We start from the raw sequence: 23,809 nt of genomic DNA, 5'->3' as shown, positions 1-23,809 counted from the left end.
GCCGCCACCGGCTCCGGTAATCAGGGCGACCTTGTTGGCTAATCTTCCTGGCATAGTTCGTCTCCTTGGCAAGTCTGGGTCACACAGTCAGTCGACCCAGACCTGTTCATCTTCCCAGTCGCTAAACTCCCCCGGCCTGACGGGTTTGCGCTCATAACCGCTTCGATGTCTGCGCTCCTCTTCTTCGCTGGCCGCATAGGCCAGGGCTGCTCGTAGCGCAGCTCGGGCAAAGGCCAACCTCGTTGTTCCCAGCTTTTTGGCGACTTTATCAAGCTCTTTGACCAGAGCCTCGTCAAGAGTCAGCCGGACCGTGCGCATAGTAGCCATCTCCCTCATTGTATATCGCCTATGCATTGTCACCTAGGCGGTTGTCCGGGGCAGTGACGAGTCGGGCAGGTGCACGGCTCTCGCCACGCCTTGGCCGCCAATACCACGATGCTGGTCATGCCCCAGGTCAGGCCGACTACAACTCCGCTGTCAAGAATGCCGCGCCACGGCTGGCTGATGTACTGAAAAATGACGATCAGCACGCCAATACCGAGGGTCAGGGTGTAGATGGACAGGAGCCGGCGGCGGGTGGCGTGAAAATAGCCCATGCAAAACAGCGGAGCCAGCAGCAGGCGCAGCAAGGACGGCCGGTCGTGGAGCACCCGGGCGCGAGCCACCACGCGCGGTGCAAAGGATTTCTGGAAACCCATGTAGCCCTCCGAATGCGCCATGAAAGCCGTATTGAAGATGAGCAGCGTCCAGTGACGCCAGTCCCAGGCGTAGCCGAACGCCTCGATCGAGCGGCCGAGCAGGTGAAAAACAGCGTAGGCCAATATGGCCAGAATGCCCCCCAGACCCCAGATGCTTCCTAGACGCGCCAAGACGGATCAGCCACCTTCCCATCCATGTTTTTCACCCTCTCTGTGCTACCGATATCACCGGTCCATATCAAGCCGCCAGCCCCGTGCGGCTCTGGGCCCAAGCGCCGGCGGGCGGGGTGAGGCGCTCTTGACTGAGCGCCCGTCAGACGTTTAGGTTCGGCAAGGTCAGAACTGAGACAGAAGAAGGGGAAACGATGCAGGCGATTGACGGGGCGCGCTGTTTCCAGGCCATGGTGCCGATGCGGGACGGCGTCCGCCTGAATACCTTTGTGTTTCTGCCCGACAGCGGCGGACCGCGCTATCCAGTAATCATGCAGCGCACGCCGTACGGCATCACCTCGCCCGAAGGCCAGCACGTGGCCGACTGTACCCGGGGCTGGTTGCCGGACCCCAGGGCACCCCTGCGCGGTTCGATTCTGCGCGGCTGGCGCGAGATCGTGCGCCGTGGCTATGCTGCGGTCTACCAGGATACGCGTGGCCGCTACGGCTCGGAAGGTGAAGACCACGTCTACGGCGACGACGCCGCAGACGGCTACGACAGCCTGGAGTGGATCGCGGCCGAGCCCTGGTCCAACCAGCGCGTCGGGCTGTCAGGCTCGTCGGCTGGGGCGACGACCGCGCTGGCCGCCGCCTCGCAGGGCCACCCCAGTGTGCAGGCGTTTTTCACCCAGGTCGGCGGGTCGAGTATCTATGACGACGTGGTGTATGAGGGCCAGTCGATTCAGATGGAGCGCCTATGGCTGTGGGTCGCCCGCAATATCCCGGGCCTGTCGGCGTCCCACCGTCAGGCGCTGCTGCAGCGCCACAATATCAGCGCCGAAGCCCTGGCTGCGGCCGCGGATTCGGCGGCCGCCCGCTACGCGGCCCTCGACGCCGCCCGCCAGGCGGACCCGCCTTTCATCGAGTCGGCCGACTGGCTGCGACTGCCGCTGACCGGCTACCCCGACTTCTCGGTCTGGCAGCCCTATCTTGACGAAATCATCACCCACCCCGCGCCCGACGCCTTTCGCGCCCGCCACAACTTTCGGGCGACGATTACCGTGCCCGGTTTTCACGTCACCACCTGGTTCGACATTTTTCTGACCAGCGTGCTGGCCGCCTTTCGCGACATTCAGGCCCGCGTCGGCAACCAGCACCTGTGGATTGGACCCAACAGCCACTACTTTGTGTATGAGCGTAACTTCTGGCCACGCGATCCCTACTTCGAGTGGTTTGACCACTGGCTCAAGGATGCACCGACCAGGATCGTGGCTGAGCCGGCGGTCTTGTATTCGCCCCGCGCCTGGGTCGCCGACCAGGCCGGCTATGTTGCCACTGACTGGCGTCACGCCGAGCACTGGCCGCCGCCGGGAGTCGTCCGCCGACGGCTGTACCTGCGGGGCGACGGCCGGCTCAGCCCGGACGGTCCGGGCGGCGACCGGCGCAGTTATCTCTACGACCCCCGCCGCCCTGTTCCGACGCTGGGCGGACGCAACATGCTGATCGACAGCGGCCCGCGTGACCAGCGTCCGGTCCAAGCCCTGCCCAACTATGGCCTGACTTACTGCGGTGAGGTTCTGGACCAGGAAGTCAGCATCGCCGGGCTGGTGCGGGTCATCCTCCACGTCCAGTCCGACTGCCCCGACACTGATTTTGTGGCCAAGCTGATTGAGCTGCGGGCAGACGGTCGCGCCAGCCTGCTGATGGACGGGGTGGTGCGAGCCATGTACCGCCAGGCCGAGCCGCAGCCCTTGGTCCCCGATCAGGTCTACCGATTGGAGATTGAGCTGGGCGATATCCACCACACCTTCCAGGCCGGCAGCCGTGTGCAGGTGGATATCACCAGCAGCAACTTTCCCCGCCGGGCGCGCAACACCAACAGCGGCAACCCGGTGCTGGCCAGGGACACCGCGGCGGATATCCGTCGCGCAAACAACACGGTCCACCACGCCGAGGAACGGCCGTCTTTCCTTGAGCTGCCGGTGTTGACCGCCGACTGAGACGCCTGACATGCCACAGCTGAGCGAAAGTCGGCGCATGCAGGCGGTCCAGTCGCCTATCATTCCGGTGGTCGCCGAGCTGATCCGCGCCACCCCCGGCACGCTGTCGCTGGGCCAGGGCGTCGCCTACTACGGCCCGCCACCCCAGGCGCTCGAAGCCGTCCGCGACTTTGAGGCCGACCCCGACAACCATAAGTACAAACTCGTCCAGGGCATTGACCCGCTGTTGGAGGTGATCGACGAAAAGCTGCGCTACGACAACGGCATGGCGCTCGATGACGGGCAGCGTATCGTGGTGACGGCCGGGGGCAATATGGCCTTTATGAACGCCCTGATGGCCATTACCGACCCGGGCGACGAAGTCATTCTGCCGCTGCCCTACTATTTCAACCACGAGATGGCAATCGGCATGGTCAACTGTCGGGCCGTGTGCGTGCCGACCGACGCCCACTACCAGCTCCGACTCGACGCCCTCAGCCGGGCCATCACCGAGCGAACCCGGGCGGTGGTGACGGTCTCGCCCAACAACCCGGCCGGGGTGGTGTATCCCGAAGCCGACCTGCGGGCGGTCAACCGCCTGTGTCGCCAGGCCGGCATCTACCACATCAGCGACGAGGCGTATGAGTATTTCACCTATGACGGGGCACACCATTTCTCGCCCCCACACCATCTCGCTGTACTCCCTGTCCAAGGCCTACGGCTTTGCCAGCTGGCGCATCGGCTGGATGGTCGTCCCCGAACACCTGTATACGGCGATCAAAAAGGCCCAGGATACGATTGTGATCTGCCCGCCGGTCGTGTCGCAACACGCGGCGGTGGCCGCCATGCGCGTCGGGCCGGCCTACTGCCGTGACAAACTCACCGCCATGACCGCAAGCCGTCAGGTCGTGCTGCGCGAGCTGCGCAATCTGCCCGAATTGATCAGCCTGCCGCGCTCCGACGGGGCGTTCTACTTTCTGCTGCGGGTGCAGACCGCTATGGACCCGATGACCCTGACCGAGCGCCTGATCCAGGAACATCGGGTCGCGGTCATTCCCAGCACAGCCTTCGGGGTGACCGATGGCTGCCTGCTGCGGATTTCCTATGGGGCGCTGAGCGAAGAAGTGGCCGGCGAGGCGGTCGGGCGTTTGTCACGCGGTCTGCAACACCTGCTGAGCTGAAAATCGGTGTCCCTGTAAGGGGGAACGCGCCCTAGCGAAACGTCTCGGTAAAGGCCAGACGCTGCTGGGTGCCTGCTCCAGCGTGGTGGCCGGCAGCGGGTTGGTCATGATGTGCCCGTTGTGCTGAATGCCGATGACGTTCAGGCCGGTTCGGGCGCCGATCTCACTTTCCACCAGTCTCAGGCCGACCAGGGTCTGCGGCAGGGCAACCGTGAACAGCTCAATCCCCTCTTCCAGGATGCCCAGCTCGTGGCCTTGCAGCAGCGAGAACACCTGTTGCACCCCGAGCGAGGCATAGCTCAGCACGAAGTCTGCGCCAGCGCGGTGAATGGCCTCAAGATTGCGCTCGTGGGTAATCCGGCTCACAATGTGCAGCTCGGGGTTCAGGCGGCGGCAGTAGATCGCCAGGTAGATATTCATCGCATCGTCGTTGGTGGTCAGCAGGACCGCCGGCGCGTCCTGCAAACCGGCCCGCATCAGCACCTCCCGGTCGGCCGCATTACCGATGCAGAGCTTGTCCGGCAGGGGGGTGAGCCGCTCACGCAGCCCCTCGTCGTGTTCGAGCAGATGGACCGGTATCTGCTGGCGCTTGAGCGCCCGGGTTGCGGCGCAACCGACTTTGCCTCCGCCAATGACCAGGACCGGATTATAGTTGGTGTCGTAAATGACCAGCAGGGTGTTGAGTTCCAGCATCTGCTCGGCGGTGCCGACCACGACCACCACGCTGGTGTCGGACAGATAGGTGTCTGGCGAGACCGGCACCAGGCGTCCACGTTCCCACATGCCGACGATAGTGATCCCCAACGCATCCCGCAGCCCGGTGTCACGGATCGTGCGACCGGCCAGGGGCGTATTGTGAACCGGGAACTCGGCGACGTGCAGCCCACGGAAGCGGCCGATCTCGTGAGCCTCGGCGTGGCCGGTGTGGAGCCGGTTGGCCAGCCGCTCGCCCAGGCGCTGTTTGAGGGGCAGCACGTGGTTACAGCCGCTGAGTTCGAGAATGTCGATGGAATCCTCGTTCTCGACGGTGGCCATGATCGGCACCTCGGCGGCGACCTCTCGGACGGTCAGGGTGATATTGGTGTTGAGCGTGTCGGCACTGTCGGCCAGGATCAGGCGGGCCTGGGCGGCGCGGACTTTCTCGTAGGTCTCGCGGCTGTCGAGTTCACCGCTGATGACCGACACGCCGTCTTCATGCAGCCGGGCGGCCCGGGCCGGGTCGGGCTCGATGACGTAGTAGGGGATGTCGTGCAGGCGCAGGCGCTCAATCAGTCCGGGCGCAATGGTGTTATACGAACAGATCACCACGTGCCCATGCGCCTGCGGCGGCGCTTCGCGCGGCGCTTGCAGCCGCACCTGGGCTTCGAGCCACGGGGCGTAGAAGAAACGGATAAAGGTAAACGGCAGGACAATGAGCAGCAGGACAATGCCCGACAGCAGGACCACAATGCTGAACAGGCGTCCGAGATCGGTATGAAAGGTAATGTCGCCAAAGCCGAGCGTGCTCATCACGGTCAGCGTCCAGTAGAACCCGGTCAGCCACGAGTGATCCTGGCCCTCGTGGTAGACCATGATCAGGTGAAAGAGCACCGAGAAGACCGCAATCGTGCCGAACAAAAAGGCCAGCAATTTGAGCAGCGCCCCGATATTGCGGCGCGTTTCCCTGTCGGTCAGGAAGTAGGCCAGCTGCGGGCCGAGCGTTTTCATACGGAGTCCTGGACGACTGCCCCGGAGGACGGGCGAGATAAGGCTGACATGCCTGTCCTTATTAGAATGTGGAGCGCGGGCGTGCAATGCCCATCCGGGGTCTGCTATAGCAGGGGCAGACACGGGACAAAGGAGAAGGCTGATGAGCGATATTCGTTTTGACGGACGGGTGGCGGTGGTGACCGGGGCGGGCAACGGGCTGGGTCGCAGCCACGCCCGGTTTCTGGCCGCGCGGGGGGCGAAAGTGGTGGTCAACGACCTGGGCGGCAGCGTTGCCGGCACCGGCGGCTCACCCGCTGCGGCCGATGGCGTGGTTGAGGAGATCCGGGCGGCCGGCGGCGAGGCCGTGGCCAACTATGATTCGGTGGCCAGCCAAGAAGGCGGGCGGCGGATTATTCAGACCGCGCTCGACGCCTTTGGCACGGTTGATGTGCTGATTAACAATGCCGGCAACGTGCGCGACAAGAGCTTTGCCAAGATGGATCTCGACGATTTTCGGTCCTTGATCGACGTGCATCTGATGGGCGCGGTGTACTGCTCGCACGCGGCCTGGCCGATCATGCGCGAGCAGCGCTTCGGGCGGATTGTGATGACCTCGTCCTCAGCCGGTCTGTACGGCAACCACGGCCATACCAACTATGGGACGGCCAAGATGGCGCTGGTCGGCTTCATGCACGCGCTCAAAGAAGAAGGCCAGCGCTACAATATCACAGTCAACGCCATTGCCCCGATGGCGGTCACCCGCATGTCACGGGTGGCGATGACCGACGAGTTTGCCAAGGTCAGCCAACCCGAGTTTGTGACCGCCGCAGTCGCCTGGCTGTGCGCCCCGGAGAACGACGCCTCGGGACATATCATCCAGGGTGGGGCGGGCTATTACGCCAAGATCGAGGTCCGCGAGGCGGCGGGGGTGGTGTTCGGCACCGACCGGGTGCCGAGTCCGGAGCAGATTCGGGATCGCTATGCCGAGATCACGGACATGAGTCAGGCCGGCGCCTTTGAGAATGCGACCGAGATAGCGCGTAAGGTCTACCGGCTGGTGGTGGCCAAGAAATAAGCCGCTGCTCGGGACGAGCTTAGGCGTCCTCTTCTGCCAGCGCGGTGCTGAGATAGCGTTCCGACGAACTGGCCAGGATGGTCACAATCAGCTGGCCGGCGTTTTCCGGGCGGGCCGCAAGCTGGAGAGCGGCCCAGACCGCCGCCCCGCTACTGATGCCGGCCGGAATGCCCTCTTGCTTGATCACCCGCCGCGCGGTCGCCAGCGCGTCTTCGTCCTTGACCCGAATGATTTCGTCAATCAGGTCGGTGTTGAGAATGGCCGGGATAAAGCCCGCGCCAATGCCCTGGATTTGATGGGCGGCGGGCGGTCCGCCGGACAGCACGGCTGAACGGTCGGGTTCGACCGCCACGGCTCGAAAGCTCGGCTTCCTGTCCTTGAGCACCTCGGCCACACCCGTAATCGTCCCGCCGGTGCCCACGCCGCTGACCAGCATATCGACCCGGCCGTCCGTATCGTCCCAGATTTCCAGGGCGGTCGTGCGCCGGTGGATGTCCGGATTGTTCGGGTTCTCAAACTGCTGGGGAATAAAGGTGTTGGGCAGGCTGGCGGCGATGTCTTCGGCCTGGCTGATGGCGCCCGGCATGCCCTGTTGGGCCGGGGTCAGGACCAGTTCTGCGCCCAGCAGCCGCAGCAGGCTGCGGCGTTCCACGCTCATCGAGTCCGGCATGGTCAGGATCAGGCGATAGCCGCGCGCGGCGCACACAAAGGCCAGGGCGATCCCCGTGTTGCCGCTCGTCGGCTCAACGATCACCGTATCCGGGGTAAGCGTGCCGTCCCGCTCGGCCGCCGCGATCATGTTATAGCCGATGCGGTCCTTGACGCTGCCGAGCGGATTAAAAAACTCCAGCTTGGCGTACACCTCGGCGCGCAGGCCGTGGGTCACCCGGTTGAGACGGACCAGCGGGGTGTGGCCAATCGTCTCGGTGATGTCTTTGAACAGGCGTGCCATGCGATTCCTCGTCTACAAGCATTGGCGCACCAGTATATCATACTGTCCCTGAAGTATAGCGCTGGCCGCGAGGTTGGGACGGACATGAACACGCCGCCCGTTTCAGGGCTGTGGATTCTGGCGAGCCGGAATATCTGGCTGAGCCGATTCGTTGTGTCGGTGATACCGAATCAACTCTGCCAACAGAAGAATCCCTTCGGCGCTTAAAAGAGCGATGCAAGGGAAAATCCGTCAAATGGGAATCTGGATGACGCCTTCTCCGATGCGCCTGATTGAAGGCTGCGGTGCTTAAATCCCTTCCCCGTCCCGATTCTGAATGGCGTCGTAGTCGCGCTCGAAGCGACCGCTCTCGATCGAACAGTGCATGCCGCACTCTTTGAGCGCGCCGTTTTCCCACCACCAGCGTCCGGCCCGATGATCTTCACCGGCCGAGATGGGTCGGGTACACGGTTCGCAGCCAATGCTGGTATAGCCCTGATCGTAAAACGGATGGGTCGGAACGCGGTGAGTCCGCACGTAGTCCCAGACCTGCTCTTCGGTCCAGTCGGCCAGGGGGTTGATCTTGACCAGTCCGCCGTGGTCATTGTCGGCTTCGATTTTCCGGGTGTTGGCCCGGCTGCTGAGCTGGTCGCGACGCAGACCGGTGACCCAGGCGTCGAGCGAGGACAGGACGCGTTGCAGCGGCAGGACTTTGCGCGTCTGGCAACACAGCAGGCGCAGGTTCACATCCTGGTAGAACAGGTTCATGCCGTGGCGTCGGGCCACGCTCTCGACCTGGGTGGCGTCCGGGTAATACACCTCAATCTCAATCTGGTAGTGCTGCCGCACGGAGTCGATCAAGTCGTAGGTGTCCTGCGGCAGCCGCCCGGTGTCGATAGTGAACACCCGGACCGTGGGATCGATCCGCCAGGCCATGTCGAGAATCGCCATGCCGTCGATCTGAAAGCTGGTACAAATCGCCATCCGCGAGCCAAAGCGCGCCAAGGCCCAGCCCAGCACGTCCTGGGGCGAGCGGTCTTCATAGCTGTCGGCCAGGCTGTGAATGGCCTGTTCATCCAGGCCGATGTGCTCCATCATACGCATGTACTCCGTCCGCTCGGCTGGTGGCGGGAACTTAGACTGAACATTCGCCTTCCCCGCGTTCCAGTTTGTAGAGCGTCGAGCGGTTCCAGTCGATGAACTCGCTCTGGTGTTGTTCGTCAAATTTCACCGGTAGGGATAGATCTCTGATCAGGTCCTCAAACGCCTCCACCCCGGTGCGGTCCAGAAAGGCGTTAAAGGATTCGCCGTCCTGGCGCTTGTCCTGGTAGTAGCGAATAAAGCGCTCGGTTGCCTCGGGTGCGCGTTTCGAGGGCACGCGCACCCGCAGACGCTGGGCAATACGCGGCCGGCCGTCGTCGTACTGGCCGCCGAGCATGATGATATAGCCCGGCACCTGGCGGCCGTCGAACTTCATGGCCGCGCCGTAAAAGCCGATGTTGGCGATGTGGTGCCGGCCGCAGCCGTTGGGACAGCCGCTCATTTTGATATGAATCTGGCGGGTCAGGGGATCGGCGATCTGGAGCTGTTCCAGGCGTTCCTGGACTGCGGTCGCCAAACCCATGGAGTTGGTGATACCCAGCTTGCAGCTCTCGGTGCCCGGACAGCTGACCACGTCGGTGATCTGTCGCGCTCCGGCCTGGCCTAAGCCGAGGGCCGAAAGCCGGGTCCAGACATCGTACAGACTCTCGTTGCGAACCCAGCGCAGGACGATGTTTTGCTCATCGGTGGTCCGGGCGTTGCCGCCGCTGAAGTCGCGCATGATCTGGGCCACGCCCCGGAACTGTGTTGGATTCAGGTCGCCGCGCGACACCTTGACCTCGGCGGTGGAAAATCCGTCCTGGCGCTGGGGCCGGACATTCGAGGCCAGCCACGTGGTGAAGGCCCGCTGGTCGCCGTTGGGACTGCCGGGATTGGCCGGTTTCGTGGGTGCCCGCGCCTCTTCCTCGTCCACAAACTGGAGCGGGGTGGGGTCAAAGTTGCGCTCGGCGACCCACTCGCCCCGCATTTCTTCGTCAACCAGCTCGCGGAAGGCATCAATCCCGATGCGGTCAATCAGGAACTTGATGCGGGCCCGAGCCCGGTTGACGCGCAGCTCATCGCTGCGGTTGAAGATCCGCAGCATGGCCTCGGCCACCTTGAGGTAGGCATTGACCGACACGAAGGGGTACAGGCAGTAGCCGATCCGGGGCAGAATCGAGGTGCCGCCCCCGGTGCGGATCTCAAAGCCTCTCTGGCCGTCTTTGATCCGGGGGATGAGGCCCAGGTCATGGATGCCTGAAATCCCGAGGTCCTGGTCGGTGCTGGAAAATGAGACCTTGAATTTTCGGGGCAGGTTTTGGGTCAGCGGGCTGCGGATAAAGTAGCGCACCAGCGCCCCGGCGTACGGGGTGGGGTCGAACAACTCTCCCGGCGCCACGCCGGCAAACGGGTCGCACACGACATTGCGGACGGTGTTGCCGCAGGCTTCGCGGGTGGACAGGTCGTGGTTGCCCAGCAGGCGAATGAGCTTGGCCGCCTCAAGCAGCGGAATGTGGTGCAACTGCACATTCTGACGGGTGGTGATATGGCCTTTTTTCAGCGGGGCGTACTGCTCGGCCACATCGGCCAAGACCTCGAGCTGGTCGGGGCTCACCCCGCCAAAGGGCAGCTTGACCCGAATCATCTGGGCGTCCGGCTGACGCTGGCCATACACGCCTTGGCGCAGACGAAAGCCCATGAACACCGGTGCCTCTGTCTCAGCCCTCAGAAACTTGTCGGCCTCGGTGTCAAAATCGTCGAACTCTCGTTCAAGGATGGGAATGACGTGGCCGGGAACGTTTCGGTAGACTTCGGGGTTGTCGAGCCCGCCGACTTTCACCTCGTGAGCTGCCGGGCTTGCCTGGGTGCCGTTTGCCATATGTGACCTCCGTGAATATCTACTAATTCTATAGATATTGAGGGGATATGGCGATTATGACGCTTGTGGCCCGTGTGTCAAGCCGCTTTGCGTGTTTCTGGCGAGGCCAGATTGAGACAAGCAGACACGCGGTCAATGTGTGGAGATCCGCCGCTCAGCGCAGCACTTCGAATGCGAGCCTGCGGCCGCGTCCATATCGGAAGACGGAAAAGCTACCTACTAAAGATACTCATGGCGCATCGGAACGGCGATGCTTCCCGGCGCCAACCGCCTCTCCGATCATGCGAGCTTTCTCCGATGCGATATCCGTCCCTTCCGAGCTGCCGAGATCGAAGATGATGGACCGGTCAACGGTTCGTGGGGATTCGGCCAAGTCCCGATTCACGAGTCGGCGTATGTACTCGGCAAGAGAAATGTTCAGAGTGGCCGCACGCGCACGAATTAAGGAAATCTGAGTACGGACCATCATGGCGCCATCATACCGGCCTGCGAATAGTATTCAAATAATAGACTTTGACATCCTATTGTCTATGATTTAGATAGACATTGTGAAGCTGTCAAAAAAAGCCGAGTACGCGCTCCGCGCCCTGACCTGTCTGGGCGCGCCCGGGGCGCCGCCGGTGGTGTCCATTCAGGAGATTGCCGACCAGGCAAACATCCCCAAAAAATTCCTCGAACAAGTCCTGCTGGCCCTGAAAAAAGCCGGCCTTGTCCACAGCAGCCGGGGCAAGGCGGGGGGCTATTCGCTGCACGCCGCACCGGCCCGGGTGACGCTGGGCGACATCATTCAGGCGGTTGACGGGCCGTTTGCGCCGCTGCCGTGCGCGGATGCGACGGCGCCGGTCGCCTGTCCGGACTGCGTCGGTCTGGAGCACTGCTGGCTGCGCGGGGTGATGACCGAGGTCCGGCGGGCGGTTGTGGCGGGCTGTGAGCAGTTCACGCTGGCCGATCTGTGTCGGCGGGCGGAAGATGGCCGACGACGCGCGGGCCAGGCCCTGATGTATGAGATTTGAGCCGCTCCGGGCAGTCACGCCGGACCGAGCCGCTCCACGGCTTGACTCTGGCTGCCCGCTTTCCTAATGTTCGCTCGCAGAAGGAGGTGTCTATGAACCGCAAGTTGTTTGACTATCTGGCCTGACCGTTTGCCATGAGGACGAGGATCGTTCTCAAGGAAAAAGACCTCGATTTTGAACGGATCATCATTGACCTGCCCAGCAAGGAACAAAAACAGCCCTGGTTCCTGGCGATCAACCCGTACGGCAAGGTTCCGGTGCTGGTTGAAGAGGACGCCTGGGTGGTGGAATCCGCGCTGTGCAACGAATACCTCGAAGAGCAATACCCCACGCCCCGGCTGGCGCCCACAGACGGTCGGGCCAAGGCCGAGATGCGTCTGTGGGTCGAGTTCTGCAACAGTCAGTTCGTGCCGCCGGTGCTGAGCATGCTGTACGAAAAACGCAAACCGGCCGCCGAGCAGAGTGCGGACAAGATGCGCCACCAGCAGGACAAGCTGACCGGCCTGTTGCCGCAGCTTGAACAGCAGCTGGACGGGCATGACTACCTGATGGGGGAACACGGCATTGCCGATCTGACCTTCACGCCTTTTCTGACCCTGGCCGAACGGGCGGGCGTTGATTTCGGCTCGTTTCCAAACGTTGCGGCCTGGCATCAGCGGCTGAAACAGCGGCCCAGCTATGAAGAGGTGAAGATCGGGTTTGCGGCCTGACCGGACGAGGCGTCAGCGCTCCCGCCGCCCGTATCAATGCAAGCATCCTCAGCCCGCCACCAGCCCTGTGCCCCAGCCTCTCCACTCCTGACCACGGCTCTGAACAGGCACCCCCGGTGGCGGGCGGGCTGCGGGCTGGCGGCGCTCAGCCTCGCCCTGCTGTCCGCCTCGCCTGTCGGGGCTCAGACGGCCAAGCTCTATCTGGACTCTGCGGTCGCGGCCATGGGCGGGATTGAGGCGCTGCTGGCGCTTCAGACTCAGCATATCCGGGCCTGCGGAGAAAACTTCGATCCTGCCCAGGCGATTCGTCCCGGCGCCGCCGCGCCCAAGGTCTCGCGTTTCTGCTACCGCCTGCTGCGCGACTTCGGTGGCGGCCGCTACCGCTATGAGTGGCAGCGCGACACCGTGTTCCCTGTTCCGGCCCGGTCGGTGTATACCGAAATCAGTGACGGCTATAGCGGCCTGATCCTTGGCGCCGACGGCCTGCGCAGTCCCCACCGGCGGGCGGCCTCGGCTGCTCGGATTGCCATGCGCAAAAAAGAGTTGGGCCGCTCACCAGTCTCGGTGCTGCTGACAGCCCTGTCCCGACAGACCTCGCTGCTCCGCCTCCGCGACCAGCTCATCCGTGACCGCCTGCACTATGTGATCGCCTACGATGACGGCGGGACAGCGGTGATTATCGCCCTGGACGCCCAGACCCGCCTGCTGAGCAGAGTCCAGTTTCTCGAAGACGACCCCCTGCACGGCGACAGCCACAACGAACGCTTCTTCTCCGATTGGCGGCAGGTGGGGGATATCACGATGCCGTTTTCATCGCTGTGGCGGGTGAACGGCCGGCTCATCATGACCGAACGGGTTGAGTCGATTGAGAACAACGTCCCGCTGGCAGAGGCGGATTTTGCCCTGCCGGCGTCCATTGTCCGGGCCGACAACGGCAGCCCGGCTCGGGGCGAGCTGAGCTCGCAGTGGCTGCTGCGGCGGATCGCCCTGGCCGACCCGGTGGATGAAGAGCAGACCCGGGTTCGGATGATTGATGTCGCCCCGGGTGTGGTGCATGTCACCGGCGGCAGCCATCACAGCTTGGGCATTGCCATGGCCGACCACGTCATCGTTGTTGAAGCGCCGCTGTATGAGGCGCGTTCGCTGCGGGTGATCGACAGCCTGGAGCGACGCTTTCCCGGCAAACCGCTGCGGACGGTCATCAACACCCATTTTCATGACGACCACGCCGGCGGGCTGCGGACCTATGTCGCGGCTGGCATCAGTCTGGTCACCAGCCAGACCAACGTCGCGTTTTTACAGCACGTCTTGGACGCGCCGCACACCGTCAGGCCTGATCGTTTGCAGCGCTATCCCAGGCCGGCGGTGATTGACGGCGTTGGACAGGACAAGAAGGTCCTGACCGACGGGCGGCGGACGGTCGAGATCTATCCGGTCGAAAACTCGCACGCCGAGGGGATGCTGATGGTGTTTCTGCCCCAGGACAAGCTGCTGTTTGTGGCGGATCTCTTCTCGCCCGGCGCCCCGCGTCAGGTGCGGGCCTGGAGCCGGGAGCTGGTAGCGGCGATCGAAGCCTACGGTCTTGAGGTCGAGTGGCTGGTCGGGAGCCAGGGCGGTCTGGCTCCTATCGGCGAGGTCTACCGGGCGGCGTATGACTGAGCACGCGTCTTGGATGGCCTTGGCCCTCGACCAGGCCCGGCGCGCCGCACGGGCCGGCGAGGTGCCGGTCGGCGCGCTGCTCGTTCGGGACGACCGGTGTCTGGGGCAGGGGCACAACCAGCCGGTCGGCCGCCACGATCCAACCGCCCACGCCGAAGTCCAGGCCGTGCGTGAAGCCGCGCGCACGGTCGGCAATTACCGACTGGTCGGGGCGACCCTGTACGTCACCCTTGAGCCGTGTGTGATGTGCATGGGTGCGCTCATTCAGGCCCGGGTCAAGCGACTGGTCTTTGGCTGTCCCGACCCCAGAGCCGGGGCTGCCGGTTCGGTATATGACTTGGCCCACGATACGCGCCTCAATCACCGGATTGAGGTCGTGGCCGGAGTGCGGGCTGACGAGGCGCGCACCCTGTTGCAAGGCTTTTTTCAGGCCAGACGAAAGGCCGGCCGGGGCTAGAGGACGGGTCGCCCCTGGCCTGCGGCCTTTACGCATACGTCAGAAATGCCGTATAGTGGCCAGTATAGCCGTGCGGAGAGATGGCAGAGTCCGGTTGATCGCGCACGACTCGAAATCGTGTATGCCGAAAGGCATCGAGGGTTCGAATCCCTCTCTCTCCGCCACCACCGCTGACGCTGTGAACCTGTAAGCCTCGGCGTACAAAGGCGCTTGTCTCTATGGATATCGGACTCGGTATTGCTCTGCTGGCCGGCTTTCTGTCATTTGCCTCGCCGTGTGTCCTGCCCATTGTTCCCGGCTATCTGACCTTTATTACCGGTCTGAGCTTTGAGGAGCTGAGCCAGGGGCGGTCGCGGGTCATGCTGGGCGCGATGCTGAAGAGCCTGCCGTTTGTGCTGGGCTTCTCGCTGGTGTTTATCGCCCTGGGCGCGGGCGCGTCGGCCCTGAGCGCTCTGCTGCGCGCCCATCTCGGTCTGCTCAAGGGCGTGGCCGGTATCGGCATCATGCTGCTCGGACTCCACCTGACCGGGCTGCTGCCCATCCCCGGCCTGTTGCGCGAGCGCCGTTTTTCCGGCCAGGATGCGCCGCCCGGCATGGTTCGGGCGTTTGTTGCCGGGTTGCTGTTTGCTTTTGGCTGGACGCCGTGTGTGGGGCCGATCCTGGCTGCGATCCTGGCCCTGGCGGCAACGGCTGATACCCTGGGCCAGGGGGTGTTGCTGCTGGCCGTCTATTCGCTCGGTCTGGGTATTCCGTTTGTTCTGTCGGCCGTTTTTCTGAACGGCTTTTTGACCGTCTTCGGTGGAATGAAAAGCCATCTGCGGCGGCTCGAGGTTGCCAGCGGCGTGTTGCTGATGGTGGTTGGTATCCTGGTCTTCAGCGATAAGATGGCGTGGATCTCCTCGCGGCTGACGTTTCTCAACCCTGAAGAACTGCTGGTTGCCGAGACATCCGAGCCGGCCGCCTCGGCGGCGCTCACGCCGGCGGATGAGCACTACGGCAGCTACAATTTCACCCTGACCACAATTGATCGTGAGCAGGTCAGCCTGGCCGACTACCACGGCAAGGTCGTCCTGGTCAACTTCTGGGCGACCTGGTGCGGCCCGTGCGTGGTCGAGACGCCGGCTCTGGTGCGCATGTACAACAAGTATAAGAACCAGGGCTTTGCGGTCATTGGCGTGGCCCTCCAGAGCGAAGAGGACGGGGTGCGGGAGTTTGCCGACAGATACCACATTCCGTACGCCGTTGGGCGGGATACCGAGCAGGCCATCGGTATGCGCTACCAGGTCTTTGCCCTGCCCAGCAGCTTTTTGTTCGCACCCGACGGCACGATCAAGCGGGCGTTTACCGGCTTTATCGCCGAAGAGGTCCTCGAAGCCGAGCTGAAAAACATGCTGCCGGTCCGACCATCCCAGCGTATCGCCCGTCAACCCTAGATAGAGTGGGGGAAGAGCCATGATCCAGGGGATTTTTCACATTAATATCAACGTGACCGACTTTGAACGCTCGCTCGAATTTTACCAGATGCTGGGTTTCAGGGTCGTGGCCGACCTGGGCGAAGGCGGGAGCCAGGCCCTGAACGCGGGGCTGCGGATTCCGGACGGACGGGGCAGGGCAGCCCTGCTGATGCTGGGCGAGGACCCGCACGCCACACGCATTGACCTGATCGAGTGGAAGAACCCCAAGACCGCCGGCCAAGCCTACCCGCACCTCTACCACGTGGGCATGGCCCGCCTGGCGCTGAAGACCAAGAACCTGCCCCAGGTCTACGAAGACCTCAAGGCCAAGGGCGTCGAGTTTTTCTCAGAGCCCCAAGAACTCAACTTTCCGAATCAGGGCCGGGCCAGTTTTGTGTGTTTTACCGACCCGGACGGCACCATTCTTGAGCTGATTGATTTCTAGCCTATGCCGACAGCCACGGCCAAGACCAAACGGATCTACAGGGTCATCTTCTCGAACCACGGCCAAGTCTACGAAGTCTACGCCAAGAGCGTCAGCCAGGGCAGCCTGTTTGGCTTTGTCGAGGTTGAAGGGCTGCTCTTTGGCGAAAAGACCAGCCTGGTCGTCGATCCCGCAGAGGAAAGCTTGCAGCGCGAATTCTCGGGCGTAGAGCGGAGCTATATTCCCCTCCACGCGGTCGTCCGTATCGACGAGGTCGAGAAACGTGGGGCGAGCAGGATCCATGCCGTGCCCGAATCCAGCGACAAGGTCACGCCCCTGCCGACGCCGGTGTATACGCCTCCAAAGACCGACAACTAGGTTCCTCTCCACGCCTCAGCCCTCCTACCGACAGATGGAAAGCGCATCATGAGCTGGCAAAAAGAAGTGGACGGTATTGAACTCCGTCGCCGACTGGCCCTCGAACACGGCGGCCCGGAAGCGGTCAAGCAGCAGCACGCCAGGGGACGGCTGACCATCCGCGAGCGCTGCACCGGGCTGCTTGACGAGGGCTCGTTTCGTGAGCAGGGCCGCATTGCGGGCTATTCGGAAACGGATGAGAACGGCGAGTTGCGGACCTTCTCGCCGGCCAACTATGTGTTGGGCTTCGGCAAGATCGAGGGTCGGCCGTGCGTGGTCGGCGGCGAAGACTTCACCCTGCGGGGCGGCTCACCCACGCCGGCCGGCCTGCGCAAGAGCGTGTTCATTGAAGAGTTGGCCGCCCAGTACCGCATCCCGCTGATCCGTTTTCTGGAGGGCGGCGGGGGCAGCGTGCCGCGTGGTCAAGGCCAGGGCGGTGGCGACGGTGGCAGTGCGGCCAATGCGCCACACCGTTTCATGTCGGTCATGCAGGCCATGAGCATGGTCCCGGTCGTGTCGGCTGCGGTCGGGGCGGTGGCCGGCTTGCCCGCAGCCAGACTCGTGGCCTCGCACTTTTCGGTCATGACCAAGGCGACCGCCCAGGTCATGATTGCCGGCCCGGCGATTGTCGAACGGGCGTTTGGCCGCCTGTACACCAAAGAAGAGCTGGGCGGACCCCAGGTCCACCTCAGCAGCGGGGTGGTGGATAATGTGGCCGATGACGAACACGGGGTGTTGGACCTGATTCGGCGCTTTCTCAGCTATCTGCCAAGCAATATCTGGGAGACCCCGCCGCTGGCGGCGTGCGATGACGACCCCAAGCGGCAGGACGAAGCGCTGCTGTCGATTATTCCCCACAACCGGCGCCGGGCGTATGCCATCCGCCGGATTATCGAGGCGGTTGTTGACCGCGGCTCTTTTTTTGAGTTGTCGTCGCTGTACGGGCAGTCGCAGGTCACCGGGCTGGCCCGGCTGAACGGGTATCCGGTCGGAATCATGGCCAACGATCCGATGTGGTTTGCCGGGGCCATGACTGCGGACGCCGCCCAGAAAGTGCGCCGTTTTGTCGACCTGTGCGATACCTTTCATCTGCCGGTGGTGAGTCTGGTCGATGAGCCGGGTTTCATGATCGGTCCCGAGGCCGAACAGGCGGCCACGATTCGGCACGGCACGGCCACTCTGTTTGCCATCATGCAGTCGAGCGTGCCTTGGATTTCGGTCATCGTGCGCAAGATGTACGGGGTGGCCGGTGCCGCCCACTTCGCCTCGGGCGGCACGGTCCTGGCTTGGCCGTCGGCCGAGGCCGGCGCCCTGCCGATTGAGGGCGGCGTGGCGGTGGCGTTTCGGCGTGAGATTGCCGCCGCGCCCGACCCGGATGCCAAACGGCGCGAGCTTGAGGAGCGCATCGCCGCCCAGCGCAACCCCTACTCCCGAGCCGAGAATTTCAGCGTCCACGATCTCATTGATCCCCGCCACACGCGTCCGGCCGTGTGTGACTGGGTTGAGATGGTCCAGCCCCAGTTGCAGGCCCAGCTCGGGCCCCGGGCGTATACCATCCGGCCCTAGCCGTCAGGTCTGGTCCCGGCCCCGTTGCTGGATGCCGAGGCGTCTGTCGGCAATGGCGGCCGGGGTGACGGAGCGCAGGTGGTCGCGCCACTCCCTGGCCTCGATCGCCAGTCCATCCGCCAGGCTCTGGGCAAAACCCGTGTTGATGGTGCGTTTCATCTTCACCAGCATGTCGGGCTCGCACGACAGCATGTCTGCGGCCAGCGCCCGGCAGGTCGGCAGCAAATCCTGAGGCGTCACCACCCGATTCACCACACCCCAGGCGGCAGCCTGTTCGGCGGACAGGAAGTTGCCGGTCAGCGACAGTTCTTTGGCGCGGTAGATGCCGACCAGCCGGGACAGTTTCTGGCTCAATCCCCAGCCCGGCATCACCCCGACCCGGGCGTGGGTATCGGCAAAACGAGCCGCGCTTGAGGCGATGAGGACATCGCAGGCCAGCGCCAGCTCGAAACCGCCGGTGATCGCCACCCCGTTGATGGCCCCGATAATCGGCCGCTCGAAGCGGTTGAGGGCTTCAACCACATCGAGTTCATTGCCGGGAGCCACGTCTCGGGTGAGGCTGGAATCGGCCTGGCCCAGCTCCTTCAGGTCCAGCCCGGCACAAAAGGCGCGCTGACCCGCACCGGTCAGAATGACCACCCGAATCTCAGGGTCGCCCCGCAGCTGTTCCAGGGTCTCGACCAGCCGCAGCCGCAACTCGCGCGACAGGGCGTTCATGGCCTGGGGACGGTTGAGGGTCAGGGTGGCGACGGCGTCGTGTGTATCGACCAGAAGCGTGGGGTCTGACATGGCTGCGGCGTATAGCGCAGGCGGGCGGGCATTGTCAACGCAGGGCGAAATTGCTAGGGCGGTGTGCGAGAAAGGGGAGAAGCCATGAGCACGACGCTGGATTGGCTCGGCTGCGCTACGTTTCGGCTCAGCATCGACGGGCTGGTTGTTTTTCTGGACGCCTATATCGACCGGGTGCCGAGTGCGGCCCCAACCGGCATGAGCACCGAGGACGTGCGGCAGGCCGACTGGATCGTGGTCGGCCACTCACACTTCGATCATCTGTACGGCGCCGAGCGGATTGCCAAGGCCACCGGCGCGACCATCATCGGCTCCTACGAGTCGATCCGCATCATGGCCGCCCAGGGGGTGCCGGAGGAGCAGCTGATGCCGGTGGCGGGCGGTGAAAAGGTGCAACTCGCCCCCCAGGTGAGCGTCGATGTCTACCCCAGCCAGCACTCGTGCGTGTGGTCCAAGACCGCCATGCCCGACTCCGACGCGGTGTGCATCGGCGAGCTGGGCGTGACCTATCAGGAACAGACCGAGCGCTTGCAAGGCTTATGGGCGCAACTCGGTGCCCTGGGCGGCGAGGTGGTTGAGCACCTCAAGGTCTCAGCTCAGGGCGCACGGGGGGACGGCGGCGCGCTGATCTATGTGTTTGAAACGCCCTACGGCTCGCTGCTGTATCAGGACACGTCCGGGCACTGGAGCGGCATTCTGCGCGACCGGCGGCCCGATGTGGCGATTGTCGCCGCCGCCGGCCGGGGCAATATTGACGGCGAGCCGATTCAGGGCTCGCTGGCCCAGTTCGTAGCCCGCCAGGCCGAGATGCTCCGCCCCCGGCGGATGATCCTGGGCCACCACGACAACTGGCTGCCGGGCTTCTCCAAGGCGATCGACATCGCCCCGATCCGGGAAGAACTGGCCCGCTGGGCACCCGGAGTCGAGCTGCTTGAGATGGGCTATATGGACGCTCATCCGATTTTCGAGGGCTGAGCGGACGGGGCTATCGGCGCCGTGGCCTGATTCCGCCGCTGGTCAAGCAGGCGGCGCAGTTCTGCCTGTCGCTCGCGCCCGAGACGAATACGGCTGAGCAGGAACAGCGGAAGCAGGAAGCTGGCCGACAGCACCGGCCCAACAATAAAGCCCAGATTCCACACCACATCCGCGTCCAGCGTGCCCGGTGCGGCACCTGGATTGAGCCGAATCAGATCAATCACAATCCCGCCGAAGAGCTGCCCCAGGCCGGTCGTGGCTTTGGTGGCAAAGGCATGGCCGGCGTAGAACACGCCTTCCTTACGCGCGCCGGTGTGGTACTCGTGCTCGTCGACGATGTCGGCGACGATGGACGGAACCATGATTTGGCTCAGCACGAGGCAGGTGACCTGGACATAGCTCTGGGCCAGGGCCAGCGGGAACAGCCACGGGTCGCCGTTGGCGGGCAGCACGTCGATCAGCCGCAGGCTGAACCACCAGCCGCCGTTCAGAATGATGAGGCCGAACGACAGCAGCAGGATCTGGCTCTTTTCCAGCCGTCGGCCGAGCGGTTTGACCAGGCCGAAGGCGGTGGCCGTGGCCAGCAGGAAGGGAATGGCAAACAGGGCCAGCTGCTGGGTCGAAAATTCCCAGAAGTAGGTGTTCACGTACAGCATCAGGCTGACGTAGACGCCGCTGCTGCCCAGGGCAAACAGCAGGGCCACGAACAGCCAGCGGAAGTTGTGGTTGCCCAGCGCCTGGTACATGTCGATAAACGGCTGGCGGAGACGAAAAGCCTGGGGCGTGGACGACGGGACGGGCAGATGCGGAATTTCCTTCCAGGTGAAGACGCAGGTGATGGTGCCGACGATCAGGACGAAGACGGCCGACAGGCTGCCGTAGATCGCATAGTTGTCGGCAATCAGGCGCCCGTCCGTGCCGTCCTGGGACTGAAACACAAACGCCAGGGACAGGGTCGGCAGGGCAACGCCGGCCAGCCAGGCCAACGAGGTTTTATAGCCCATGATGACCGAGCGCTCTTCGTAGTCCTGGGACAGCTCGGCGCCCAAGGCGTCGTGCGGAATGGAGAAAAAGGTCAGACAGGTACGCAGCAGCACCGAGACCAGGCTCAGCCACACAAAGGTGGCGAACTCGCCCAGGCTCGAAGGCGGGGAGAACAGAAACACAAAGGACACGGCCAGGGGCAGCAGAGCTGCGGCCATGAGCGGATGACGGCGACCGTAGCGGGAGCGGTAATTATCGGAGAACGAGCCGACGATGGGGTCGCTGAGGGCGTCGCTGCACAGGCCGATCAGCGCCGCCAGGCCGGTCAGGGTCCCCGACACCCCCAAGACCTGGGTGTAATAGAACATCACAAAATTGACAAAAGCGGCGTCTTTGGCGGCAAACGCCATCCGCCCCGCGCCGTAGGCGAGCTTGGTGCCGATACTGATTTGTCTGGAGGCGGGCATGTTCTCAGGCGGTCCTTGCCGGGGATTGCCGGTCCATGGACCCCGCCATTAGCGGGAGCCGGCCCGAGCTTGTCAATGGGGCGTGGTGTTCTTCGGCTTGAACACCCTTGGCTCCGCTTATGAGCCGATATGTATGGTCTTGCGTTGTCAAGCAAAACCGAGCGAGCCGTTCTGTGGCGTATGCTGCTCAGCTATACTGGCTGGTAGAAGGAGAACGCCATGGATGAACCGCGCAGCCCGTATGACCGGGGGTGGCACAAGTCGGATGAACAGGCCGCGACCGAAAGACCGAGCGGCGGCTTTCGCCACACGCTGGCCGCCACCCAGGATCATAGCCTGACCATTGATGTTCAAGCCGGACCGTTCAGCTGGACGCTCGATGAGCCGCAGGCCATGGGCGGACGCGGCAGCGCACCGGACCCGGTCACCGCTTTCCTGGGTGCGCTGTGCGGCTGTTTGCTGCTGTCGGTCCAGATCACGGCCCGCGCCCGGCGGGTCCCCCTGGCTGGGGCGACGATCTCGGCCCGGGCGAATGAAAAAGGCTTCGTGAAAACGATAGACGTGGATTTAAGCCTGTGCAGCAGTGCCCCTCAAGAGCAGATTCGGACGATTGTCGAACGAGCCGAAAAAGGTTGCTACATCAAGGGTCTGCTCAAAGACAGCATTGACTACCGGCTGCACCTGCATATCGAGACGGCTGATGCGAGCTGATGAGGCGACGCCCTTCGATGTGGCTCAGGACAGGCCCTTCGACCGGCTCAGGACAGATTTGGCACAAGTGGGTCTTCCGCTCGTGCTGAGCGTAGCCCGAAGGGCGAAGTCGAAGCACGCTCAGCACGAACGGGAGGCCGTCGGTCCTGAGCGTCAGGCGCAGCGTGTCTGAAGTCGAAGAGCTATACGGAATCGTGAATTGCGTTGGCCCGCTTGCCTTGAGCGGGCGGCCTGTCGCTTGACTTTCCAGGCGGTCCGGCATTGAATCCCCTCATGCGTCGGTGCTTTCTCCCTTGGGTTGTGGCTGTGCTCTTTCTGCCCGGTCCGGTGTGGGCGGTTGAAGCGGCGCCGGCCTTGACCGACCGCGAGATTGTCGAACGCCTGACCCGGCTGGAGGTAGGACAGGCCGCAATGCAGGCCGAGATGGGCCAACTGCGGGAGGATATGAACCTCCAGTTCGCCCGTCAGTTTCGCCTGACCGTGGCCTTGCTGAGCGCCTTTGCTGCATTGGTGGCAGCCATCATCGGCTTTGCGTTGTGGGACCGGCGAACGATGCTCCGACCGTTTGAGCGGTCCGTCAGAAGCCTGGAAGAGGATCTGACGACCAACCGACAGCGCGTAGAGGCGCTGCTGGAAGCCTTCCGCGTCCTGAGCCAACGCGATCCGGCCGTTGCCAACGTGCTCAAGCAGTTCAATCTGTTGTAGGCCCCATCTCCTGCCCGCGGGCAAGGTCAACTGTTGCTGAGGCAACAGGGTGCTGCCTTATAGGGAGGCAGGACGCTGGCATCTTTCCCTCTCCCTCCAAAAAGTCGTGTTGTATTCGGGCTTTTCGTGTGGCCCGATTTCGGCATCATTCTTGCTCTCCTCACTAGACTGAAAGCAAGGGCTCACACAGGCTTCATCCATTTGTCACCAAAGAGACACGAAATGCAGCTAGGTAGAACAAAACACCGACCTTAGTCACCTGGGTGACTGAGTGTATGTTGAGCGCGGCCAGGGGCTGGCCTAGCGTAGATATGGATACAGCACAGAGAAGGAGATCAACATGGCAGACACGACAACGAAGAACGGGATGAGTGAGTTCCTGAGCGCCTATACGGCGCTGTGTGTGGATCTGCCGTTCGCCGGGTTGCGGATGGGGTTGGGGATGGGCGATGAGAAGGAGGCGACTGAGGCGGCCTGGAAGGGCTATGACGCTACGGTCAAACTCACCTCAACGGCGATTGACGACCTGTACCGCAATCCGCTCGTCGGCGAACTGGCGGCATCGGCCCTGGACGGGGCGCTCCGTTTGCAAAAGGCCGGGAACGCGCTGAGCGGCGCTTTTTTCACCGGCATGTGGAGAGCCGTGGGCCTGCCGACGGCCGCCGAGGTCCAGGCCCTGCGCGAAGAGGTCCGGGCTCTGGCCGAGAAGAGCCAGCCGGTCGAGTTGCAGGTCAAACCCAAGATCAAACAGGTCAAGCCGGCCACCACGGCCAGCGAAGTTGTGCAGCTTCACAGCAAGGTCGCCTAGCCCCCACG

General features: G+C 63.4%; 24 protein-coding genes and 1 tRNA gene. 17 read left to right on the top strand and 8 right to left on the bottom strand.

Annotated elements, in window-relative coordinates; all coding sequences use genetic code 11:
- Window positions 1–87: 87 nt before the first annotated feature.
- Together J4F42_06850 and J4F42_06845 are read right to left on the bottom strand one after the other, a co-directional pair.
- The gene (locus J4F42_06850; protein MCE2485213.1) at window positions 88–318 is read right to left on the bottom strand and encodes a ribbon-helix-helix protein, CopG family; all 231 of its coding nucleotides are present in this window, start codon (window positions 316–318) and stop codon (window positions 88–90) included.
- Window positions 319–356: 38 nt separating this feature from the next.
- Window positions 357–869, bottom strand: coding sequence for a hypothetical protein (locus J4F42_06845; GenBank protein MCE2485212.1), 513 nt, complete (start codon window positions 867–869; stop codon window positions 357–359).
- Window positions 870–1,063: 194 nt separating this feature from the next.
- On the opposite strand from J4F42_06845, the gene J4F42_06840 reads away from it, so the two are divergent.
- From J4F42_06840 to J4F42_06830, 3 genes are read left to right on the top strand one after another with little or no spacing between them, the layout of a single operon-like run.
- Window positions 1,064–2,848 carry a CocE/NonD family hydrolase gene (locus J4F42_06840; protein MCE2485211.1) on the top strand — a complete coding sequence of 595 codons (1,785 nt, stop codon included), beginning with the start codon at window positions 1,064–1,066 and terminating at the stop codon, window positions 2,846–2,848.
- Between the two features lie 10 nt (window positions 2,849–2,858).
- On the top strand, window positions 2,859–3,701 hold the full coding sequence (locus J4F42_06835) for an aminotransferase class I/II-fold pyridoxal phosphate-dependent enzyme (GenBank protein ID MCE2485210.1): 843 nt from the start codon (window positions 2,859–2,861) through the stop codon (window positions 3,699–3,701).
- Window positions 3,673–4,008, top strand: a complete 336-nt coding sequence (locus J4F42_06830) for an aminotransferase class I/II-fold pyridoxal phosphate-dependent enzyme (GenBank protein MCE2485209.1) — start codon at window positions 3,673–3,675, stop codon at window positions 4,006–4,008. The genes J4F42_06835 and J4F42_06830 overlap by 29 nt, the downstream gene beginning before the upstream one ends.
- Here the strand turns inward: J4F42_06830 and J4F42_06825 are convergent.
- Window positions 3,979–5,715 carry an NAD-binding protein gene (locus tag J4F42_06825; GenBank protein ID MCE2485208.1) on the bottom strand — a complete coding sequence of 579 codons (1,737 nt, stop codon included), beginning with the start codon at window positions 5,713–5,715 and terminating at the stop codon, window positions 3,979–3,981. The two genes, J4F42_06830 and J4F42_06825, sit on opposite strands and share 30 nt — an antisense overlap.
- A 142-nt stretch (window positions 5,716–5,857) precedes the next feature.
- Here J4F42_06825 and J4F42_06820 point away from each other — a divergent pair, with 142 nt between their 5' ends.
- The gene (locus tag J4F42_06820; protein ID MCE2485207.1) at window positions 5,858–6,772 is read left to right on the top strand and encodes an SDR family NAD(P)-dependent oxidoreductase; all 915 of its coding nucleotides are present in this window, start codon (window positions 5,858–5,860) and stop codon (window positions 6,770–6,772) included.
- A gap of 19 nt (window positions 6,773–6,791) precedes the next feature.
- Here J4F42_06820 and cysK read toward each other — a convergent pair whose 3' ends face one another.
- The 3 genes from cysK to J4F42_06805 all read right to left on the bottom strand — a co-directional run bounded on the left by cysK (window position 6,792) and on the right by J4F42_06805 (window position 10,662).
- On the bottom strand, window positions 6,792–7,724 hold the full coding sequence (cysK, locus tag J4F42_06815; GenBank protein ID MCE2485206.1) for a cysteine synthase A: 933 nt from the start codon (window positions 7,722–7,724) through the stop codon (window positions 6,792–6,794).
- Between the two features lie 288 nt (window positions 7,725–8,012).
- Window positions 8,013–8,801 carry a phosphoadenylyl-sulfate reductase gene (locus J4F42_06810; GenBank protein MCE2485205.1) on the bottom strand — a complete coding sequence of 263 codons (789 nt, stop codon included), beginning with the start codon at window positions 8,799–8,801 and terminating at the stop codon, window positions 8,013–8,015.
- Window positions 8,802–8,838: 37 nt separating this feature from the next.
- Complete coding sequence (locus tag J4F42_06805) at window positions 8,839–10,662, bottom strand: nitrite/sulfite reductase (protein MCE2485204.1); 1,824 nt, start codon at window positions 10,660–10,662, stop codon at window positions 8,839–8,841.
- A gap of 548 nt (window positions 10,663–11,210) precedes the next feature.
- Between J4F42_06805 and J4F42_06800 the strand changes: the two genes are divergently transcribed.
- The 9 genes from J4F42_06800 to J4F42_06760 all read left to right on the top strand — a co-directional run bounded on the left by J4F42_06800 (window position 11,211) and on the right by J4F42_06760 (window position 18,362).
- A complete protein-coding gene (locus J4F42_06800) occupies window positions 11,211–11,675 on the top strand; it encodes an Rrf2 family transcriptional regulator (GenBank protein ID MCE2485203.1) in 465 nt (154 codons plus the stop codon).
- Window positions 11,676–11,809: 134 nt separating this feature from the next.
- Window positions 11,810–12,385: a glutathione S-transferase family protein gene (locus J4F42_06795; GenBank protein ID MCE2485202.1), complete on the top strand. Its 576-nt coding sequence runs from the start codon at window positions 11,810–11,812 to the stop codon at window positions 12,383–12,385.
- A gap of 36 nt (window positions 12,386–12,421) precedes the next feature.
- Window positions 12,422–14,044 (top strand): MBL fold metallo-hydrolase, encoded by a 1,623-nt coding sequence (locus J4F42_06790; protein MCE2485201.1) that lies wholly within the window; start codon window positions 12,422–12,424, stop codon window positions 14,042–14,044.
- A 13-nt stretch (window positions 14,045–14,057) separates the two neighbouring features.
- On the top strand, window positions 14,058–14,501 hold the full coding sequence (tadA, locus tag J4F42_06785; protein ID MCE2485200.1) for a tRNA adenosine(34) deaminase TadA: 444 nt from the start codon (window positions 14,058–14,060) through the stop codon (window positions 14,499–14,501).
- Window positions 14,502–14,575: 74 nt separating this feature from the next.
- Window positions 14,576–14,665 (top strand) — tRNA-Ser (locus tag J4F42_06780).
- A gap of 54 nt (window positions 14,666–14,719) precedes the next feature.
- Complete coding sequence (locus J4F42_06775; GenBank protein MCE2485199.1) at window positions 14,720–15,934, top strand: redoxin domain-containing protein; 1,215 nt, start codon at window positions 14,720–14,722, stop codon at window positions 15,932–15,934.
- 19 nt (window positions 15,935–15,953) lie between these two features.
- Window positions 15,954–16,400, top strand: coding sequence for a VOC family protein (locus tag J4F42_06770; protein MCE2485198.1), 447 nt, complete (start codon window positions 15,954–15,956; stop codon window positions 16,398–16,400).
- Window positions 16,401–16,403: 3 nt separating this feature from the next.
- Window positions 16,404–16,757, top strand: a complete 354-nt coding sequence (locus J4F42_06765; GenBank protein ID MCE2485197.1) for a DUF1820 family protein — start codon at window positions 16,404–16,406, stop codon at window positions 16,755–16,757.
- A 48-nt stretch (window positions 16,758–16,805) separates the two neighbouring features.
- Window positions 16,806–18,362, top strand: coding sequence for a hypothetical protein (locus J4F42_06760; GenBank protein MCE2485196.1), 1,557 nt, complete (start codon window positions 16,806–16,808; stop codon window positions 18,360–18,362).
- A 3-nt stretch (window positions 18,363–18,365) separates the two neighbouring features.
- Here the strand turns inward: J4F42_06760 and J4F42_06755 are convergent, their stop codons facing one another.
- A complete protein-coding gene (locus J4F42_06755; GenBank protein ID MCE2485195.1) occupies window positions 18,366–19,151 on the bottom strand; it encodes an enoyl-CoA hydratase in 786 nt (261 codons plus the stop codon).
- Window positions 19,152–19,235: 84 nt separating this feature from the next.
- Between J4F42_06755 and J4F42_06750 the strand changes: the two genes are divergently transcribed.
- Window positions 19,236–20,126: an MBL fold metallo-hydrolase gene (locus J4F42_06750; GenBank protein ID MCE2485194.1), complete on the top strand. Its 891-nt coding sequence runs from the start codon at window positions 19,236–19,238 to the stop codon at window positions 20,124–20,126.
- Here the strand turns inward: J4F42_06750 and J4F42_06745 are convergent.
- The gene (locus J4F42_06745; GenBank protein ID MCE2485193.1) at window positions 20,105–21,577 is read right to left on the bottom strand and encodes an MFS transporter; all 1,473 of its coding nucleotides are present in this window, start codon (window positions 21,575–21,577) and stop codon (window positions 20,105–20,107) included. The two genes, J4F42_06750 and J4F42_06745, sit on opposite strands and share 22 nt — an antisense overlap.
- A 219-nt stretch (window positions 21,578–21,796) precedes the next feature.
- On the opposite strand from J4F42_06745, the gene J4F42_06740 reads away from it, so the two are divergent.
- The 3 genes from J4F42_06740 (at window position 21,797) to J4F42_06730 (ending at window position 23,801) form a co-directional block, all read left to right on the top strand.
- Window positions 21,797–22,288 (top strand): OsmC family protein, encoded by a 492-nt coding sequence (locus tag J4F42_06740; GenBank protein ID MCE2485192.1) that lies wholly within the window; start codon window positions 21,797–21,799, stop codon window positions 22,286–22,288.
- Window positions 22,289–22,594: 306 nt separating this feature from the next.
- Window positions 22,595–22,993 carry a hypothetical protein gene (locus J4F42_06735; protein ID MCE2485191.1) on the top strand — a complete coding sequence of 133 codons (399 nt, stop codon included), beginning with the start codon at window positions 22,595–22,597 and terminating at the stop codon, window positions 22,991–22,993.
- Between the two features lie 340 nt (window positions 22,994–23,333).
- Complete coding sequence (locus J4F42_06730) at window positions 23,334–23,801, top strand: hypothetical protein (GenBank protein MCE2485190.1); 468 nt, start codon at window positions 23,334–23,336, stop codon at window positions 23,799–23,801.
- Window positions 23,802–23,809: the final 8 nt, after the last annotated feature.

The organism is Desulfurellaceae bacterium (assembly GCA_021296095.1).
GTDB lineage: Bacteria > Desulfobacterota > Binatia > Bin18 > Bin18 > JAAXHF01.
Note: the sequence above shows the minus strand (reverse complement) of the source record. Positions and strands in the feature narration are given on the sequence as shown.

Bases quoted from the DNA above. Each gene is read 5' to 3' on its own strand.
- J4F42_06850 (MCE2485213.1), bottom strand. From the start codon at position 318: ATGCGCACGGTCCGGCTGACTCTTGACGAGGCTCTGGTCAAAGAGCTT.
- J4F42_06840 (MCE2485211.1), top strand. From the start codon at position 1,064: ATGCAGGCGATTGACGGGGCGCGCTGTTTCCAGGCCATGGTGCCGATG.
- J4F42_06835 (MCE2485210.1), top strand. From the start codon at position 2,859: ATGCCACAGCTGAGCGAAAGTCGGCGCATGCAGGCGGTCCAGTCGCCT.
- J4F42_06830 (MCE2485209.1), top strand. From the start codon at position 3,673: ATGCGCGTCGGGCCGGCCTACTGCCGTGACAAACTCACCGCCATGACC.
- J4F42_06825 (MCE2485208.1), bottom strand. From the start codon at position 5,715: ATGAAAACGCTCGGCCCGCAGCTGGCCTACTTCCTGACCGACAGGGAA.
- J4F42_06820 (MCE2485207.1), top strand. From the start codon at position 5,858: ATGAGCGATATTCGTTTTGACGGACGGGTGGCGGTGGTGACCGGGGCG.
- cysK (MCE2485206.1), bottom strand. From the start codon at position 7,724: ATGGCACGCCTGTTCAAAGACATCACCGAGACGATTGGCCACACCCCG.
- J4F42_06810 (MCE2485205.1), bottom strand. From the start codon at position 8,801: ATGATGGAGCACATCGGCCTGGATGAACAGGCCATTCACAGCCTGGCC.
- J4F42_06805 (MCE2485204.1), bottom strand. From the start codon at position 10,662: ATGGCAAACGGCACCCAGGCAAGCCCGGCAGCTCACGAGGTGAAAGTC.
- J4F42_06795 (MCE2485202.1), top strand. From the start codon at position 11,810: ATGAGGACGAGGATCGTTCTCAAGGAAAAAGACCTCGATTTTGAACGG.
- J4F42_06790 (MCE2485201.1), top strand. From the start codon at position 12,422: ATGCAAGCATCCTCAGCCCGCCACCAGCCCTGTGCCCCAGCCTCTCCA.
- tadA (MCE2485200.1), top strand. From the start codon at position 14,058: ATGGCCTTGGCCCTCGACCAGGCCCGGCGCGCCGCACGGGCCGGCGAG.
- J4F42_06775 (MCE2485199.1), top strand. From the start codon at position 14,720: ATGGATATCGGACTCGGTATTGCTCTGCTGGCCGGCTTTCTGTCATTT.
- J4F42_06770 (MCE2485198.1), top strand. From the start codon at position 15,954: ATGATCCAGGGGATTTTTCACATTAATATCAACGTGACCGACTTTGAA.
- J4F42_06765 (MCE2485197.1), top strand. From the start codon at position 16,404: ATGCCGACAGCCACGGCCAAGACCAAACGGATCTACAGGGTCATCTTC.
- J4F42_06760 (MCE2485196.1), top strand. From the start codon at position 16,806: ATGAGCTGGCAAAAAGAAGTGGACGGTATTGAACTCCGTCGCCGACTG.
- J4F42_06755 (MCE2485195.1), bottom strand. From the start codon at position 19,151: ATGTCAGACCCCACGCTTCTGGTCGATACACACGACGCCGTCGCCACC.
- J4F42_06750 (MCE2485194.1), top strand. From the start codon at position 19,236: ATGAGCACGACGCTGGATTGGCTCGGCTGCGCTACGTTTCGGCTCAGC.
- J4F42_06745 (MCE2485193.1), bottom strand. From the start codon at position 21,577: ATGCCCGCCTCCAGACAAATCAGTATCGGCACCAAGCTCGCCTACGGC.
- J4F42_06740 (MCE2485192.1), top strand. From the start codon at position 21,797: ATGGATGAACCGCGCAGCCCGTATGACCGGGGGTGGCACAAGTCGGAT.
- J4F42_06730 (MCE2485190.1), top strand. From the start codon at position 23,334: ATGGCAGACACGACAACGAAGAACGGGATGAGTGAGTTCCTGAGCGCC.